Source organism: Nitrosomonas sp. Is24 (assembly GCF_033063335.1).
Classification (GTDB): Bacteria; Pseudomonadota; Gammaproteobacteria; order Burkholderiales; family Nitrosomonadaceae; genus Nitrosomonas.
Genome location: NZ_JAWJZG010000001.1, coordinates 1140913 through 1158347, shown reverse-complemented (window position 1 = coordinate 1158347; position 17435 = coordinate 1140913). Strand labels below are relative to the sequence as shown.

Genomic DNA, 17435 nt, shown 5'->3' with positions numbered 1-17435 from the left:
TCACCTTTTTTATTGTGTAGATCACAGTGATCGATCAAACACGTTTTCTGAATTCGTTGTTATGCGGATCAATTTCGATCTTGTCACCAATTTCCACAAAACCCGGAACCTGGATTTCATAACCCGATCCCACGAGCCGGGCTGGCTTCATGATTTTCCCGGTGGTATCTCCCCGCACCGCAGGTTCGGTATATTCCACGTCACGCACAATCGTATTCGGCAACTCAACGGAAATCGCTTTACCATCGTAGAAAGTGACCTGACACACATCTGTCATGCCATCGATCAGATAATTCAGGACATCCGGCATATTGTCCGCTTCCACTTCGATCTGATTGAAATCGGCGTCCATGAAAACATAGAGGGGATCGGCATAGTAGCTGTAAGTACAGTCTTTTCTATCGAGAACGACCAAGTCAAATTTTTCATCTGCTTTGTAAACTGTTTCCGTCGTGGTGCTGGAAAACAAATTTTTCAGCTTCATTTTAACCACAGATGCGTTACGGCCAGATTTGGTAAATTCCGCTCGTTGCACAACCATGGGATCATTACCAACCATGATGACGTTACCTGAGCGTAGTTCCATTGCGGTTTTCATATTTCTGTCGATTCCAAAATTAAGTTATAAGCAAAGTTGATGTTATGTTGCGGCGCCAACATCCGATTTAAAAACGGCGAATTATAGCTGATTTTCAACAAACTGCACCAGACCGGATACTAAATCATCCTGCTCGAGCAATTGTTTAACCCATTTTTTATTATGCTGCATCAGAGACTCACGCAACCCCAAGAAGTTCATCCACACATCTTTATTGATCTCATCTGCGCCATTCCAGCAAAACCACATTTCGCGAACCACGCTGGCCATTTCCGGCGGCATATCCACAGTATAGAAATCAAGAAACGCTTCCAGCTTTTTCCAATGCACGCCTTCCGCTTGCGGGTAAATATTCCAGATAAAAGGATTGCTTGCCCACTGCGCACGTACAAAGGAATCTTCACCGCGCACAAAATTGATATCGCAACTCCACAGCAACCGATCGAAATCATTTTGCGCCATAAATGGAACGATCTGCACGGTTAACTGCTTATGTTTGATTAATGACCCATTGGGCGAGGCAACATGACTTAAGATTGCCACGATGCGATCCGCCACACGCCCCTGCGGCACAATCAGCAAAACCGGGCTTGAAGATTCTGACAAAACACCGATCAAATCCTCAACCGGCGCTGTGTCGTAACAAAACAGCGCAATGCGGATCTCACCGGACCGGCGCTCACACAGGCCTTTTTGATCCAGAAACGCTTGCTCCGCAGCAAAATCAAAAACCTCTCTTTGCGCCAGTAAATTCTTTTCCCGCAACAATCCGCCTGTACCCGGCACAAATCCAGGGAAGAAGAATGTCTTGGTTAAAGGAAAGCGTGGATGCGGTGAAGGCAGGCGGTGATATTGCGCAACCCAGGGCTCGGCACTGAGGTATTCCAGATTGATCCAGACGGGCCGCTTGTCCTTGCGCACCATCGCGGCGATATATACATCCGGCAGCTCGCAGGCGAACGCTTCAATCACCACATCGGCCGGTTCGACATCCGGAAATGTCTTCTGCCAATGACAGATTTCAACAGCTTGCACGTTCTGCTGTTGAATTTCCGGATTCACGTCCGGTGCAATGCAGGAAAAACACCGTAAATCGTCGACCCATAACCGCACCATTTGGTTACGATCCTGTGTTAATTGCTTTGCCAAACGCCAACACACACCGATATCGCCAAAGTTATCGACAACCGTGCAAAAAATATCCCAGCGGCGTTGCATCAGACTCCGGATTATAAAAACACGTTTCCGGCACGCATTGATAAAGGTGTTACGCTATTTTGCACAACATTGCCAAGGCAGGATGAGCTCAATGGTGCCCCTCGTTCAAAATCTTTTCCTTCTGCTGTTCAAATTCCTGTTCCGTCAGAGCCCCTTGGTCGCGCAGTTGTTGTAACCGTTCCAATGCCGACAAGTGATGATGTCTCTGCACGGGAATGCCGGTGTCTAATTCAGCGGAGGTAACCGGCCCGGCTTTTACCAAGCCAAGAAATTTTCCTATTTTGGCGAGCACCACTTTGATCAAGTACCATAACTTCGGTAGTAACCAAATGGCAATACCGATAAAAATGACCAGCAGGATGAGAAAGATTTCCGGGTGCCTCACTGCAGTCCACATGCCTGAGAACACCATAAAATCGCCCGTGAGCGAAGCTGACCAGTTGGTAAAAGGTTCAGGCGAGGTATTGATCAATAACCTTGTGCCTGCCTTGGTCGCATGACTTGTAGCGGCCAAGCTGCCTCCCAGAATACCGGCCGCAATCTCAAGCGCCGGTGTCACATCGCCGACCGCGCCTGCCGCCAGCATGGCGCCAGCCGGAATGCGCACAAACGTTTGAATGGAGTCCCAGGCGGAATCCATACCGGGTATTTTGTCGATAAAAAATTCGATGAAATACATCACGGCAGCAGCACCGATCACCAAGGGATCCTCCAATACCGTCAGCTCAGCTGGCAGATCGATATGACCGGTCGAACCGCCCCAGCCCAGCACCAGCAAAACCGCATACAGATTGATGCCGCTCGCCCAGGAAACACCCATCATCAAGGCGATTGTCGTCAATAATGCTTCGTAATTTTCCATAATCTGATTTTCTTAATGAATACCTAAGCTTATTCTTGATAGCGAAGATCAGCCGCCACGGATCAGAAGGATCGGGATATCCGCCGTGCGCAGTATTCCTTCTGCAACACTACCCAGCAACAGGCGGCTAAAACCGGATCGGCCATGGGTCCCCACAATGATCAGATCCGCTTGCGTATTTTTCGCTTCGGCGGTAATCACATGGGCGACACGTTCCCCATTGGCTTCGAGTAACTTTGTCTCCACCGGCACCCCGGCTTGTTTTAATTTCATCTGCACTTCGGCAAGTATTTTCTCGCCGCTGTGTCTCAACGAATCGACCAGCTCGGCATAATTGAGATAATTCTCCTCATCAAAATACCCGATTTCCTCCAGTACATGCACCACTTCCACACGTGCCTTGTGCTGTTGCGCAAATTTAACCGCTTCGGCCAATGCGCGCCCGGATGTTGCACTGCCGTCAACCGGCACTAAAATTCGCTGATACATGACACCTCCGTGAAAGTAGTAATATATTCAGATACTTTATCAAAATGAGAAAGTTTGCGCATAACCCGGATAGTGACGGTACCGCATTGTATTTTGAAACAATAAAAATGCATACAGCGAATTTCTTTCTCCCAGTATGCCTGAACACCTGGAAAACCGGCCAATTCTTCAGTACACTTAATTTTGGTACCTTTTGCGTTCTTTATGAATGCTTGATTTACCGGATTATAAAATAATCAACTGAGAATCTTATTTTTCTCGTATCCACTGAACCCCATCGCATTTTACTATTCGTTGCCAGAAACGATACGGATACAGCGATTAAATCCACCGGGAAGATAGTATGCTGAATCAGTCAGAATTACAGAACAATAAGACGACAAAGCTTTGGTTTCAAGCGTCATTACCACGTGTTTGTAAAGAGGCTTATTCATTATCGAATCTGCCGATTGTTATCATTATTGCCCTGAGTTTTACCGGATGCGCTTCCCAGGAGCAACTTCCCGCTCCGGTTATTGAAACAGCACCCGTCACTGCTTCACAGGAAGAAAATCTACGCAAGGAAATCGCTCGCCTGGAAAAATTGCTCGCGGAAAAAGACGAATTAATCAAGAATCAGCAAATACGCCAGAAAAATCAGGCGCAAGTACTGCGAGAAGTCAACAAGGAAGCAACGCGGGCACAAGTCAAGCTGCACAGACTCGCAACCAAACCCGGCACCGCCTCTGCCATCGCGGAAACCGAGGTGGCACTGGCAAACCTGAAACAAACGAAGGTTTCTCCAGCGGACCAAGTGCTGCAAATTCAAGCCAAGCATTTGGTCGATACCGCCTCGGTACTGTTTGCCAAGGATCAGTATGCCTCGGCCATGAATTATATTACCCAGGCCAAGCAATTGATCAGTTTGATCACAACCCCCAATCACAAAAAAACAGCTGATGAAAATAACTCGCTGCTGGAATTTCACACACCGATAAAATTACACACCAAGGCAAACATCAATTTACGCAAATTGCCAAGCGCCAAGGCGCAATTAGTGACCACGCTGAAAAAAAATACCGTGGTCATAGCGAATGCCAGTCAGGGTTCATGGTTACGCGTTCAAGTCGACCAGAAACAAGGCTGGGTTCTCAATACCGGTCTAGAAGCGGGCAAAAATCACCATCCTTAGCAGGGCGTTAAGAAACATTTCCGAGGGGCAAAACAGGTCAGAAAGGCAATTTAGGCGTGTGAATGCATGATGCGTTTGTAGTTCATTGCAGCGGCAACGCAAAACGTTCTTTCAACAGCCCGCAAGTCTATGTAGCTGAATCGGATTTAGGCTGTACGCTGTACACTCGATCACGCCCCGAGCGCTTAGCTTCATACAACGCGCCGTCGACCCTGGACAACAAAATGGTCAGCGATATGTCTTCCGGTTCACTTTGAATGACGCCGATGCTGAGCGTTACTTTGAGCGTCTTGTTGATCGCGCCGCAATGCACGCTTGCTGCATGCGCCCGGATGCGTTCCGCAGTCTTCAGCGCTTCACTGATGGCGGTATCCGCCAGAATGATAATAAACTCGTCGCCGCCAAAACGGGCTGCAAAATCGACGTTGCGGATCGATTGCGAAATCTTTTTTGCTATCCCTGCAATGATTTCATCCCCGGCGACATGCCCGAGGCTATCGTTCAATGTTTTGAAATGATCGACATCGATCATCAGGACGGAAAACGGCCGCTTGTTGCGCTCATATCTCGCCAATTGATCATTGATGATGGCATTCAGTTTATTGCGATTAAATAACCCCGTAAGGCTGTCGGTAACCGATAGCGTTTCCAAGAGCGCGTTCTTTTGCTGCATGGCAGCACTCGCTTCCTCGATTTTCGCTTGATCCAGACGCAACTGATTTGTCATCTGATTGAACATCTGTGTCAGCTGCCCGAGCTCATTGCGCTGCGTGCTCGTCAATTCAACGTTGAGATCGCCTTGCACAATTTTTCCGGTGGCATCGATCAATCTTCGCAATGGAACGACAATCGCATGACTCATTTGGAAAGCGATAGCGGCGACCACCAGGATGATGATACTGATCAGACCAACGAATAAATTGCGCTGTTGTTCCCAAAACGCATAGATCAATTGATGACTTCTGGTGGCAATAATAGTAATCAGCGGTTTTTCCGACACATACGCCAGACCGGCAACTTTTTCCTGCCGCAGTCCCCGGAATATCTCGTATTCTCCCGGGTTATCGCGCAACCGTTTTATTACTTCCGCATCAAGCGACACCGGGTTATCCGGATTGACAATCGCGGCATCGCTGGCCAGCATGACGTTGCCACCCTTGTCCAGAAGCAGAACATCGCCAGGCGGCGATTTGATCTTGTCCTTTAAATTTGACTGGATATCGCGCAAATCAAACGTCACGATCAGCGCACCCAAAATAAAATCGTCCACCGACAATATGGGCACCGCGATGCTCAGCACGGCCGTTGCATAATCCGCATTCCACTGCGGTGGCCCAACAACTTCTCCTTGAGTCGACGCATCTTGCGGCCAATCCGGCGAGAGTTTCACCGGGAAAGGCGATTCGACGTTGCTGGCGAGTATTCCTCCTTCCACATCGACCACCGTTAATTCCAGCACGGTTTCCAGCCGCTTATGCACGGATTGCAGGTACAGTTCCAATCCCTTGCGCTGCACTTTGAGTTTGTTTTTCCGCGCTTGGGTTTGATTGTCTCGCGACAATCCCTCGATCAGAATCTTGGATGTCGCCAGTTCCCGGACCGTCAGAATCTGTTCCTTAATCCACAGCTCCAGTTCCCGGCTGGCATAATTGGCCAAAGCACGCAACTCGCGGGTGACATTCTCGTTGATCATCGTTTCGTTTTGTTGAAACGACAATATACCCAATCCCAATGAAGGAATCAGTGTAGCCAGAATGGAGAAAACGATAATCTTGCTTTTGATGCTTTTCAAGATCAATCCCGCAAGGTTATTGAAAACTATGCTGTATGAAGTGTAACCGGCTGTTTATCCGGGTAATTGCTCATCTGATAACCCTGCCATAACCGCCCCGCGATAAACGTCGCAATGGCATTGGCTTGCTGTTGCAGGTTCGGATTGCCCAGTTCCCCGGTTGTCTCTTTGAACAGTTGCAACCAGCGCTCAAACAACGCCGCATTGAGATCGGGCAAGGCAATATGCTTAGGCATCGGCGCGCCGCGGAACCGGCTCGTGCCGCGCAACTGCGCCGACCAGAAATTGATCATCTGCACAAAATGCGCATCCCAATCGATGACATGCGCCTCGAAAATAGGCCCCAGTCCGGGATCTTTCCGGGCTTTTGCGTAAAATGTATGAACCAGGTTTGCTATTTCTTCTTCAGTATATAAACTAGGATCCGGCATTGGAAATGGCGATTGACTCATAATGTATTGAAATTACCTCAGTGCTGATTAGAAAGAATTAATCCATGGCTGGGATGGATTGTAACTGTGTTCCGCAGATACCATTGTCAAGCGTATCTGATGATGGAAACTAGTTTATCTTCGGTTTTCCGGATTGTCCAACTTTGCAGCAAATTAAGCGGTTTTGTACCGCATCAGCCATGGTAAACCCCGCTGGCTATTAGGGAGATAGGGATCAAAATGAAAAATTTATACGGCAAAGCGTTGTTAGTCGATCCGAGCTTCACAAAATCAACGGCATTTACGCGGGAAGAGCGGGAGCGGTTCGGTTTGCGGGGATTACTGCCCTATGAAGTAGCCAGCATCCACAAACAAATCGAACGCGTCTTAGGCAGCATGCGCTGCAAAAGCAGTGCCATAGAAAAATATATCTTTCTGAATGCCTTGCTGGAACGCAACCAACGGCTTTTTTATCGCACCATGATCGACCACATCGAAGAAATCATGCCGTTGGTCTACACCCCCACGGTCGGCGAAGCCTGCAAGGAATTTGCACACATCTTCAGAAAACCGCAGGGATTCTATATCACCCCTGAGGATCGCGGCGAAATCGCCACGATTCTGAAAAACTGGCCGGAAGAAGATATTCGCGTCATTGTGGTGACGGATGGAGAGCGCATCCTGGGTTTGGGCGACTTGGGCGCGAATGGCATGGGCATACCGATCGGCAAGGTTGCTTTGTACGTCGCCTGCGCCGGCATCCATCCGGCGCAATGCATGCCAGTCATGCTCGACGCCGGTACGAATAACGTAGCGTTACGCGAAGATCCGCTTTACCTGGGCTATCCCCATCCCCGCATTGATGGTGCTACCTACCGTGCGCTGGTCGACGAATTCGTCCAGGCCGTGCAATTACGTTTCCCCAACGCCGTCATACAGTTCGAGGATTTCCTGACGCCGCACGCATTTGAATTTTTGGAACGCTACAGCGGACAAGTGCGCTGCTTTAACGACGATATCCAAGGTACCGCCGCCGTGACGCTGGCGGGCATTTACACCTCATGCCGCATTACTGGGAAAAAATTCGCCGATCTGAACATCATGTTTCTCGGCACAGGATCGGCCGCCAGCGGAACGGCGGAATTGGCCGTGGATGCGTTTGTCAAAGCCGGACTCAGCAATGCAGAAGCGCGGAAACGGCTATGGTTCATCGACCGGAAAGGATTAATAACCACCGCGAACGAGAACATCAAACCGCGCATTAAACCGTTCATTCAAGCCCATGCGGCGTGCAGTTTTGCCGATGCCATCGGCGAGATCAAACCGGATGTGTTAATTGGCGCAACCGGTGTAGCCGGTACGTTCAGCGAAACCATTGTGCGCAGGATGGCGGCGGTGAATGAGCGTCCGGTGATCATCGCCCTGTCGAACCCGACCTCGCATACCGAATGCACCGCGGAACAAGCTTATCAGTGGAGCGACGGGCGGGTTATTTTCGCCAGCGGCAGCCCGTTTGACCCGGTGCGCTATGGCGATACAGTTTTCAAACCGGCGCAAGGAAACAACGCCTATATTTTCCCGGGTATCGGCCTGGGCGTCACCGTCAGCGCTGCGCGGCTGGTGACGCAAAGCATGTTTTTGGCCGCCGCCGAGGTGCTGGCAAACACGGTGACCGATTCGGAAATCCGCAACGGCGCGGTGTATCCGGCATTAACCCGGGTACGCGACGTATCGCTCGCGATTGCGGCAGCCGTTTGCCGGGTGGCGATGAATGAAGGATTGGCGGAAGCGGCGTTACCGGAAGATTTGAACAGCTATATCCGGCCGCTGATGTATGAACCGGATTACTAAAACCGATGCATTACCGTTGCACCGCCACAGTTCATGCGAATAAATTGGTGACGCCGTCCAATCCGACATAATCGATTGAATACGTCGCCTGTTGTTTGACAATCGGCTTAGCACGATAAGCGATGCCAACACCCGCTTCGGCCAGCATCGCCAGATCATTGGCGCCGTCTCCGATGGCGATGACCTGTTCACGCTGTATTCCCAGTTCCGCGCAAACTTGCTTCAGCACTTGCGCTTTGCCTTCTCTGCCGATAATTTCTCCAACCACTTTTCCGGTCAGCCGTTCATTGTCTATTTCCAGCACATTGGCTGCGGCAAAATCGAGTTGCAATTTTGTCTTGATCCGCTCGGTGAAAAATGTAAAACCGCCGGAAATCACCATGGTCTTGATGCCGGATTGCTTTGCCAACTGTAACATTCTTTCCGCGCCCAGACTGAGCTTCACACGCTCATCGTAGACTTTCTGCAAGTCATCCTGGTGCACGCCGCGCAATAAAGCCGTACGCCGTGTCAAACTTTCCTCAAAACTGATCTCACCGCGCATGGTTTGCACTGTGATAGCAGCCACTTGCGGTTTGATCTGCTGCATGTCGGCAATTTCGTCAATCGACTCAATCGCCAGCAAGGTCGAATCCATGTCCATGGCAATCAATTTGAAGTCGGAAAGTTTCGTTGCCGCATTTACAAACGCAAAATCCAGCTCGGCTTGCGCGCAATATTCCGGTACCGCATCGGAATGCGTAGCATGAGTCAATCGGAAAGCTTGCCCGGTAATCCGTTCGATAGCGTCGGCATGCGATAACTTCGCCAGCTCGCGCAGATCGCTGTTGTTTACATCCAATCCTTGGATAATCAAATTCATAAGGTTGTAAAGAGTATTAAGTGCAGTATTTCAGGTTGAAAAAACTATCAGGCGTTACCGTCCCATTCCATAATCTGATTCCGGCCCGCATGCTTGGCGGCATAGAGCGCGGAATCAGCCGCTTTGATCAGATCGCGCGGGTCGCGTATTTGTGCCGCATTTTCCAGATATCCGGCGACACCGATCGATGCCGTGATGCGGATGGTGCTGCGGCCGTCAAATTTATACGCGATTTCCGCGATCGAATCTTTTAGCCGTGCAATGAGATTTCTCGAAGCCGCCACCGCCGTGCCGGGAAGAATCAAGGCAAATTCCTCTCCCCCATAGCGGCTCAGGGTGTCATCCTGACGGATTTGATCGAAAACCGTTTTGACCACCATGGCCAGTAATGAGTCTCCCGCAACGTGGCCATACGTATCGTTAACATTCTTAAAATGATCAAGGTCGATGATGGCAATCGTCAACGGCAGATTGTATTGCACCGCCAGATTGAATTCGCGCCGTAACGTTTCGTCAAAATAAGTGCGATTATAGGCGCCGGTTAAACCATCCCGCTGCGACTTATCTTCCAGGTCGCGCATCCGGGATAAATCATGAATCATCAGCAATTCTTTCGCTTCGGCGAGAATGCCACTGACTTCCGCGGGATCGTGAATGTTCATTTCAAATAAATCTTCCACCGCATTCAATCCCACTTCCATGATTTTAATCACGTCGATGAGCACATTCGCGTCAAATCCGAGCCAGTCTTGCGCCGCTTGGTTCAACGCGGTCATTTTTTCAGCCTCATGCGGATAGAGAAAGTAGTCGGCCAAATAGCGGGAAACCGCCAGACACGATTGCAGTGTCGGTCCCAGACTCTTGGGTTCCGGCTGCGAATGGCTATTGATGCAGGACAACGCGATGTAATCCGGAATATGCCATCTTTTCAGCAACGCATAACCCAGCTCATCGTGCCCCGCGCCGAATACCTCGCGCTCACTATTCAGCAAAACATCGTGATCCGAAGTCGACGCAAAAACCTTGCCGTATTCTTCCGGCATGATGACCCAGAATGCCAGAATACCGATTTCTTGAATTAGCCCGGCCAGAAATAAATCGTCCAGATAATTCAGCTCGAGTTTTTCTCCCAGTGCGCGCGCCGCAAGTGCCGACGCGATGGAGCGGCGCCAAAAAATCGTACTGTCAAAGACCGCGCCGTGATTTGGCACTGGGTTTTTCATCAGTGAATGGGTCAGCGAAAAGGATAAGGCGATCACAAGGACGGTGTGCGTACCCAGAATACTGACGGCTTGACGGATATTGGTTGCCACCCGGCGGGATTTATATAGCGGTGTGTTTGCTGTACGCAACAGTTTTGCCGACAGCACCGGATCCAATGAAATATATTGGCAAACGGCACCAATATCGGCATCGGGATCGTTCGCCATTTCAATGATTTTGACAGCCACAGCCGGTAAACTTGGCAGCGCCGTGCAATGATTCAATCGCTTTTTCAATGCATCATCAATCACTTATTATCCTTCGTGTTAGATAATAATCATATATTATTGAATAATATGATAATTGTTGCTGATTATAAAATAAAGACAGTATATTAACTTATTTTAATTTACGCCATTCGCAATAATTCGCAGGCGTTTCCCGCCTATTTCCTTTGCAGCAGTACAACTATTCAGCTTTTCCATTAAGCTGATGTTATGATGTTATTTGACGTGTGTTGTCACTATTTTGCTTATCGCGGGCAAAGTGATTACACGATAACCGGTTGTACTCATAGATTAAGTTACATAAGCAAATGGCTCGCAAGAGCATTCTGGATGAAGGAGTTTAATGTGGAATTTGGAATAAAAATAGGCACCCCGGAAAAACAACGCGGCGCCTGCGCAGTCATCGGTATTTTTGAATCAAGAAAACTGTCGGATTCAGCAAAAGTTCTGGACAAAATCACCCAGGGGTATATCAAAAATATCCTGGCATCGGGCGACTTGGACGGTAAAGCGAATACTTCGCTGTTATTGCATAACGTGCCGGACACCTTGTTTAAGAGAATATTGCTGATCGGTCTGGGCAAGGAACATGAATTCAAGGAAAAAACATTCTTGTCGGCGCTCGGCACCACGCTGAATGCGCTGCAAAAAACCGCAGTGACCGATGCCACGCTGTTTTTATCCGATTTTCCCGTCAAAGACAAAACCAATGCCTGGAAAGTCAATCAGACCGTCATTGCCGCTATCAGCAGCAGTTATCGTTTCGATCAGCTGAAAAGCAAACCGGATAATAACCAGAGCAGCCTGCGTAAACTGGTCCTGTGCATTGACAACCGCACCGAACTGGCCGCTTGCGAAGCCGCCCTGCAACAAAGTATAGCGATTGCGCACGGGATGAATCTGGCCAAGGATCTAGGCAACCTCGCGCCGAATATTTGCACCCCTGCGTATCTCGCCAAGCAAGCCAAGGATCTTGCCAAATCACACAAACTGAAAGCCTCCGTGCTGGAAGAAAAAGACATGGAGAAACTTGGCATGGGTTCTCTTCTGGCCGTGGCGCGCGGCAGTGAGCAACCGGCAAAACTGATCGTGCTGGAATATCACGGCGCGGCCAAAAAAGACAATCCGGTGGTTCTGGTCGGTAAAGGGGTGACCTTCGATACCGGCGGCATCTCGCTCAAGCCCGCTGCTGAAATGGATGAAATGAAGTTCGACATGAGCGGCGCAGGCAGTGTTTTGGGAACCCTGCAAGCGGTGGCGGAAATGAAGCTGCCCATCAACGTGGTGGGGATCATCCCGGCCACCGAAAACATGCCCAGCGGCAAAGCAACCAAGCCGGGTGATGTGGTCACCAGCCTGTCCGGCCAGACCATCGAGATTCTCAACACCGATGCGGAAGGACGGTTGATTCTATGCGATGCGCTCACCTACGCGGAGCGCTATAACCCGAAAGTGGTGATCGATATCGCCACATTGACCGGCGCATGCGTCATCGCGCTCGGCAATTTCACCACCGGTTTGATGAGCAACGATGACAAGCTGGCGCAAGAACTGCTGGCCGCCGGAGAGCAAGCTGCCGACCGTGCCTGGCAGTTGCCATTGTGGGATGAATACCAAGATCTGCTGAGAAGTAACTTTGCGGATATCGCCAATATCGGCGGACGCGCCGCAGGAACCATCACCGCCGCGTGCTTTTTGTCGCGTTTTACCAAGAAATACCGCTGGGCGCACCTCGACATCGCAGGCACGGCATGGAAATCCGGCAAAGATAAAGGCTCAACCGGGCGTCCGGTGCCGCTGTTGACGCAATTCCTGATTTCGCAAGCGAAAGCAACCAGCTAGCCGTCTTCCGCACCGCTGATTAATTTATGACTCGCGCTGAACAAGCTGAACCGTCCGCCTCCGTCATGAATTAATCAGCCGTTATGGAACGTACAAAAAACAAACTCACGATCGGGTGCTCAACCGGACAGTGATTCGATGACACAGATTTATTTTTATTCGGGATCGGGCAATAAGTTACAAACGGCTTGCCGGCTTTGCGCCAAGGCGTTGCAGCAACATATGAAAATATTGATTTATACGCCCGATGCAACCATGCTCAAACAATTGGACGAACTGCTGTGGACGTTCTCACCCACCAGTTTTATTCCGCATTGCCATATCCGCGAAGACAGTGCGCTGGTCAGCGCCACGCCCGCGATACTGAGCGACCGCATACCGCCGGATATGCCATTCGATGTTCTGCTGAATCTGCACCGTGAGCAGCCGCCCTCTTTCGATCAATTCAACCGGCTCATCGAAATTGCGGATAATTCGCCGGAAGACAAGCAAGTGGCGCGTGAACGCTATCGTTTCTATAAAGATGCCGGTTATCCGCTACAACACTTCCAGTTGGATGATTAAATGAAACCGTTACAACCGTTGATTTCCCTATCATGAGTGACGACAAAACCGCAGCGGATTTCGACGATACCGAGATCATGGTCAAGTTCCGCAGCTTGCTGGGCAAATACCAGAATCACGGCAAGATCGCAGGTACCACACCCGTCGGCAAAGCGCCGGAAACCGATAAAACAGCCCCTGCGATTGGCGCGGATGCCATACCGCTGCTGACCGATGCCGTGTTTCTTCATCCCGCCGTGATACAGCCGCAACCGGCGCGCTTAACGCCCATCCGCCAGATTCTCGATGCCGCATTGGAAGATGCGAATATCGACATGGACGTGCAGGACCGGAAAGCGCTGGCGCATGCGCTGGAAACCCGCTTGTCCAAGCAAATTAAATAGCCGCCGCTCACACCGCACCGCTTTTACGGTGGCATCCGCTTCTCCGGTTGCTGTGCAGCGGTCATCGCTCTTATTGTCCGCAGCAATACCCCATCCGCTATAATGGCGATCTTTTGCGCCATTCAATACAACGAAAAATCCATGGAACTCGAAAAAAGCTTTGACCCGAAACATATTGAAGATCGCTGGTACTCCATCTGGGAATCGGCCGGGTATTTCAAACCGGATGCGGCAACCGGTCAATCCGCTTATTGCATCATGCTGCCGCCGCCCAATGTCACCGGCACGCTGCATATGGGGCATGCCTTCCAGCATACATTGATGGATGCGCTGACGCGCTATCACCGCATGCTGGGCGACAACACCTTGTGGCAACCGGGCACCGATCATGCCGGTATCGCCACGCAGATCGTGGTTGAACGGCAATTGGATCAACAGAAACTCGATCGCCGCACCATGGGACGGGAAGCTTTTCTGGAACGTGTCTGGCAATGGAAAGAAGAATCCGGCTCGACCATCACGCGGCAAATGCGCCGTCTGGGCACTTCCTGCGACTGGACGCGCGAACGTTTCACCATGGATGCCGAATTATCACGCGCCGTAACCGAGGTGTTTGTGCGCTTGTATCGTGAAGGGCTCATTTACCGCGGCAAACGGCTGGTGAACTGGGATCCGGTGCTGCAAACCGCGGTGTCCGATCTGGAAGTGGTGTCGACCGAGGAAAATGGCTCGTTGTGGCATATCCACTACCCGCTGGAACAAGCGGACGGCATTCACACCGAACCCACGGAAGCATTGATCGTCGCCACCACCCGCCCCGAAACCATGCTCGGCGACGTCGCCGTCGCTGTGCATCCGGACGATCCGCGCTATCAGCATCTGATCGGACGCCATGTGCGCTTACCGCTGTGCGAGCGCACCATCCCCATCATCGCGGACACGTATGTCGACCTGGAATTCGGCACCGGTTGCGTGAAAATCACCCCGGCGCACGATTTCAATGACTATCAGGTCGGTCAGCGGCATCATCTGGTGCCGATCAGCATTTTTACGCTGGATGGAAAAATCAACGATCTGGCACCGCTTGACTATCAAGGCATGGATCGCTTCGATGCCCGGAAAAAAATTGTGGCCGACCTGGAAGCGCAAGGTTTTCTGGCCGAAACCAAGCCGCACAAACTGATGGCGCCGCGCGGCGACCGCACCAACACGATCATCGAACCGATGCTGACCGATCAATGGTATGTCGCCATGGAAGGCTTGGCCAAGCGCGGTTTGGAAGTCGTCGCTGACGGTAAAGTGAAATTCACGCCGGATAACTGGACGCATGTCTACAATCAGTGGCTGGAAAATATTCAGGATTGGTGTATTTCGCGGCAATTGTGGTGGGGACACCGCATTCCGGCATGGTATGACGAAGACGGCAACGTCACGGTCGCATACAATCTGGAAGAAGCACAACAGCTTTCCGGCAAGTGCGATCTGAAGCAGGACGATGATGTACTGGATACCTGGTTCTCATCTGCCCTGTGGCCGTTTTCCACCTTGGGCTGGCCGGATAACACGGCGGAATTGAAAACTTTCCTGCCGACCTCGGTGCTGATCACCGGGTTCGACATCATTTTCTTCTGGGTTGCGCGCATGGTCATGATGTCGCTGCACTTCACCGGCCAGGTACCGTTCCGGGAAGTGTATATCACCGGCCTGATCCGCGATGCCGAAGGGCAGAAAATGAGCAAATCCAAAGGCAATGTACTCGATCCGCTCGATCTGATCGACGGCATCGCATTACCCGATCTGATCGCCAAGCGCACCACCGGATTGATGAACCCGAAACAAGCCGAATCGATCGAGAAAAACACCCGCAAGCATTTCCCCGACGGTATCCCGCCGTTCGGCACCGACGCCCTGCGCTTCACGTTCGCCAGCCTGGCTTCGCACGGGCGCGATATCAAGTTCGATATGCAACGCTGCGAAGGCTACCGTAACTTCTGTAACAAGTTATGGAATGCCACACGCTACGTGCTGATGAATTGCGAGGGCAAAGATACCGGATTGGATGAGACTCTGCCCCTCGCCTACTCCGCCGCTGATCAATGGATCATCAGCCGCTTGCAGCAAGCGGAGCAAGCAGTTGAACAAGCCTTTGCCAATTACCGTTTCGACCTGGTCGCGCGGGAAATCTACGAACTGGTGTGGGACGAATATTGCGACTGGTACGTCGAGCTTGCCAAAGTGCAATTAAACTCGGACCAAGACGCAGCGCAGCGAGCCACCCGCCGCACTCTGGTGCGCGTACTGGAAGCCATGCTACGGCTGGCGCATCCGGTGATTCCATTCATTACCGAGGAATTGTGGCAAACCGTTGCGCCGCTGGCGGGAAAATCCGGCGCCAGTATCATGTGCCAACCGTACCCGGTTGCGAATGCCTCCGCCATTAACCCGCAGGCCATCGAAACTATCGGTTTGCTGAAAGAAATGATCAACGCCTGCCGCACCCTGCGCGGTGAAATGAGTGTGTCGCCCGCGCTCAAAGTGCCGTTGCTGGCTGCCGGCGATCAATCCATGCTGTCCGGCTACTCGCCGTATCTGCTGGCTTTGGCGAAATTATCCGGTGTGGAAATCCAACCGGGCGGATTGCCCGAAGCGGATGCGCCGGTCGCCATCGTGCGCGATTTCAAATTGATGCTGAAGATTGAAGTCGACGTAGCGGCGGAACGCGAGCGCCTGAGCAAGGAAATTACCCGCATCGAAACGGAAATAGCCAAAGCGCAAGCCAAGTTATCCAATCCGAGCTTTGTCGAGCGCGCGCCAGCCAATGTGGTGGAACAGGAAAAAGATCGCCTGAATGCATTCAACTCAAAACTGAACAGCTTGAACGAACAATTGCAGAAGCTGAATTAATCTTCCGCACACCACGCCAATTCATTCACCCAGCCAGAAAACGGACACCGGACATGCAGTGCTTCGTTTTCTGAGTCCTGGCTTGAATGTTGCAGCCGTCTTTGTCATCGATTACCCGGTTCGCACCGGAAAAATGCTAAACTTTCACCCGCATCGATGAGAACCGGGCAGCTCACCCAGAGTCACAGAATATCATAACTTAATATTTTAATGAGGAAAATTGTATGAACAGAATACTTATGACAACATTATCGGCCGCACTACTATCCCTATCCGGCATATCGCTTTCACACGCCGAAAGCGTGGCTGTCGAAGGCGGATCTATTTTTATCGTGGATAACAGCGTGCCGGGCTCGCAAATCCTGGTGAAAAATCTCGCCAATGCCGCTGCCCATTCCTGTCTTGTCAACGCGGGAACCAACCTGCTGGGTTTAGGCACGGACACGACCGCGACCGATATCGTCATCAAAAACGGCACCGCGGTGATCACCACCTATAACGCAACCCTTTCGGCCACCGACATTAAGCTGGTCGATGTCACCAGCTGTCCGATCACCTCCGTCGTCGATCTGAGCGCATGCTACGCGACGGTGAATGATGGCAAGCTGACGATCCCCTGCCTCCAGTATGACGACGACGTTATTTCCGTGGTACTCGGACAACGCGGCAAATCGATGAATTTTGAATTTGAATCGTACAAACCCGGCAAAGGCCACGGTCACGGTCACGGCGACGATTAAATAGCCGCGCAGCATTCAAACCAATTAAAAAGGCTCTGAGCCGGTCAGAGCCTTTTCACAATTCATCGTGTCAGCAGAAGTTTCCGGCAAATTAGAACAATCCAGCCCCGCCCATGCTAGCGCATGCAGTCATCATATCTGAACTGAGCAAGTAAGGCCGAGTGCACCAGTCTTGATGTCGACACCGAATCGCTGCACGTGCACGAATGCTTTGACCCAGCCACCATCTTGCTGGCAG

General features: G+C 51.1%; 15 protein-coding genes. 7 read left to right on the top strand and 8 right to left on the bottom strand.

Annotated elements, in window-relative coordinates; all coding sequences use genetic code 11:
- Window positions 1-34: 34 nt before the first annotated feature.
- The 4 genes from R2103_RS05150 to R2103_RS05135 form a co-directional block, all read right to left on the bottom strand.
- A complete protein-coding gene (locus R2103_RS05150; protein WP_317530437.1) occupies window positions 35-598 on the bottom strand; it encodes an elongation factor P in 564 nt (187 codons plus the stop codon).
- 81 nt (window positions 599-679) lie between these two features.
- A complete protein-coding gene (earP, locus tag R2103_RS05145; protein ID WP_317530436.1) occupies window positions 680-1816 on the bottom strand; it encodes an elongation factor P maturation arginine rhamnosyltransferase EarP in 1137 nt (378 codons plus the stop codon).
- Between the two features lie 88 nt (window positions 1817-1904).
- Entirely contained in the window at window positions 1905-2678 is a 774-nt protein-coding gene (locus R2103_RS05140) for a DUF4126 family protein (RefSeq protein ID WP_132428627.1), read from the bottom strand.
- A 48-nt stretch (window positions 2679-2726) separates the two neighbouring features.
- Complete coding sequence (locus R2103_RS05135) at window positions 2727-3167, bottom strand: universal stress protein (protein WP_317530435.1); 441 nt, start codon at window positions 3165-3167, stop codon at window positions 2727-2729.
- 343 nt (window positions 3168-3510) lie between these two features.
- Here R2103_RS05135 and R2103_RS05130 point away from each other — a divergent pair, with 343 nt between their 5' ends.
- Window positions 3511-4338, top strand: a complete 828-nt coding sequence (locus R2103_RS05130) for an SH3 domain-containing protein (protein ID WP_317530434.1) — start codon at window positions 3511-3513, stop codon at window positions 4336-4338.
- 127 nt (window positions 4339-4465) lie between these two features.
- On the opposite strand, the gene R2103_RS05125 is transcribed toward R2103_RS05130, so the two are convergent.
- On the bottom strand, window positions 4466-6130 hold the full coding sequence (locus tag R2103_RS05125) for a diguanylate cyclase (protein WP_317530433.1): 1665 nt from the start codon (window positions 6128-6130) through the stop codon (window positions 4466-4468).
- Window positions 6131-6156: 26 nt separating this feature from the next.
- Window positions 6157-6561, bottom strand: coding sequence for a group III truncated hemoglobin (locus R2103_RS05120; protein WP_317530432.1), 405 nt, complete (start codon window positions 6559-6561; stop codon window positions 6157-6159).
- Window positions 6562-6801: 240 nt separating this feature from the next.
- On the opposite strand from R2103_RS05120, the gene R2103_RS05115 reads away from it, so the two are divergent.
- Complete coding sequence (locus R2103_RS05115; protein WP_317530431.1) at window positions 6802-8412, top strand: NAD-dependent malic enzyme; 1611 nt, start codon at window positions 6802-6804, stop codon at window positions 8410-8412.
- A gap of 31 nt (window positions 8413-8443) precedes the next feature.
- On the opposite strand, the gene serB is transcribed toward R2103_RS05115, so the two are convergent.
- Entirely contained in the window at window positions 8444-9274 is an 831-nt protein-coding gene (serB, locus tag R2103_RS05110) for a phosphoserine phosphatase SerB (RefSeq protein ID WP_317530430.1), read from the bottom strand.
- A 47-nt stretch (window positions 9275-9321) separates the two neighbouring features.
- Window positions 9322-10788 carry a GGDEF domain-containing protein gene (locus R2103_RS05105; protein ID WP_317530429.1) on the bottom strand — a complete coding sequence of 489 codons (1467 nt, stop codon included), beginning with the start codon at window positions 10786-10788 and terminating at the stop codon, window positions 9322-9324.
- Window positions 10789-11109: 321 nt separating this feature from the next.
- On the opposite strand from R2103_RS05105, the gene R2103_RS05100 reads away from it, so the two are divergent.
- From R2103_RS05100 to R2103_RS05080, 5 genes are all read left to right on the top strand, one after another.
- Window positions 11110-12606 carry a leucyl aminopeptidase gene (locus tag R2103_RS05100; RefSeq protein WP_317532059.1) on the top strand — a complete coding sequence of 499 codons (1497 nt, stop codon included), beginning with the start codon at window positions 11110-11112 and terminating at the stop codon, window positions 12604-12606.
- Between the two features lie 138 nt (window positions 12607-12744).
- Window positions 12745-13170, top strand: coding sequence for a DNA polymerase III subunit chi (locus tag R2103_RS05095; RefSeq protein ID WP_317530428.1), 426 nt, complete (start codon window positions 12745-12747; stop codon window positions 13168-13170).
- Window positions 13171-13202: 32 nt separating this feature from the next.
- Window positions 13203-13553, top strand: a complete 351-nt coding sequence (locus R2103_RS05090; protein ID WP_317530427.1) for a hypothetical protein — start codon at window positions 13203-13205, stop codon at window positions 13551-13553.
- 141 nt (window positions 13554-13694) lie between these two features.
- Complete coding sequence (locus R2103_RS05085; protein WP_317530426.1) at window positions 13695-16457, top strand: valine--tRNA ligase; 2763 nt, start codon at window positions 13695-13697, stop codon at window positions 16455-16457.
- A gap of 224 nt (window positions 16458-16681) precedes the next feature.
- Window positions 16682-17197 carry a hypothetical protein gene (locus R2103_RS05080; protein WP_317530425.1) on the top strand — a complete coding sequence of 172 codons (516 nt, stop codon included), beginning with the start codon at window positions 16682-16684 and terminating at the stop codon, window positions 17195-17197.
- Window positions 17198-17435 lie beyond the last annotated feature (238 nt).

What these genes read in the sequence shown, in the direction of transcription:
- R2103_RS05150 (WP_317530437.1), bottom strand. Translation starts at nt 598, where the DNA reads ATGAAAACCGCAATGGAACTACGCTCAGGTAACGTCATCATGGTTGGT.
- earP (WP_317530436.1), bottom strand. Translation starts at nt 1,816, where the DNA reads ATGCAACGCCGCTGGGATATTTTTTGCACGGTTGTCGATAACTTTGGC.
- R2103_RS05140 (WP_132428627.1), bottom strand. Translation starts at nt 2,678, where the DNA reads ATGGAAAATTACGAAGCATTATTGACGACAATCGCCTTGATGATGGGT.
- R2103_RS05135 (WP_317530435.1), bottom strand. Translation starts at nt 3,167, where the DNA reads ATGTATCAGCGAATTTTAGTGCCGGTTGACGGCAGTGCAACATCCGGG.
- R2103_RS05130 (WP_317530434.1), top strand. Translation starts at nt 3,511, where the DNA reads ATGCTGAATCAGTCAGAATTACAGAACAATAAGACGACAAAGCTTTGG.
- R2103_RS05120 (WP_317530432.1), bottom strand. Translation starts at nt 6,561, where the DNA reads ATGCCGGATCCTAGTTTATATACTGAAGAAGAAATAGCAAACCTGGTT.
- R2103_RS05115 (WP_317530431.1), top strand. Translation starts at nt 6,802, where the DNA reads ATGAAAAATTTATACGGCAAAGCGTTGTTAGTCGATCCGAGCTTCACA.
- serB (WP_317530430.1), bottom strand. Translation starts at nt 9,274, where the DNA reads ATGAATTTGATTATCCAAGGATTGGATGTAAACAACAGCGATCTGCGC.
- R2103_RS05095 (WP_317530428.1), top strand. Translation starts at nt 12,745, where the DNA reads ATGACACAGATTTATTTTTATTCGGGATCGGGCAATAAGTTACAAACG.
- R2103_RS05090 (WP_317530427.1), top strand. Translation starts at nt 13,203, where the DNA reads ATGAGTGACGACAAAACCGCAGCGGATTTCGACGATACCGAGATCATG.
- R2103_RS05085 (WP_317530426.1), top strand. Translation starts at nt 13,695, where the DNA reads ATGGAACTCGAAAAAAGCTTTGACCCGAAACATATTGAAGATCGCTGG.
- R2103_RS05080 (WP_317530425.1), top strand. Translation starts at nt 16,682, where the DNA reads ATGAACAGAATACTTATGACAACATTATCGGCCGCACTACTATCCCTA.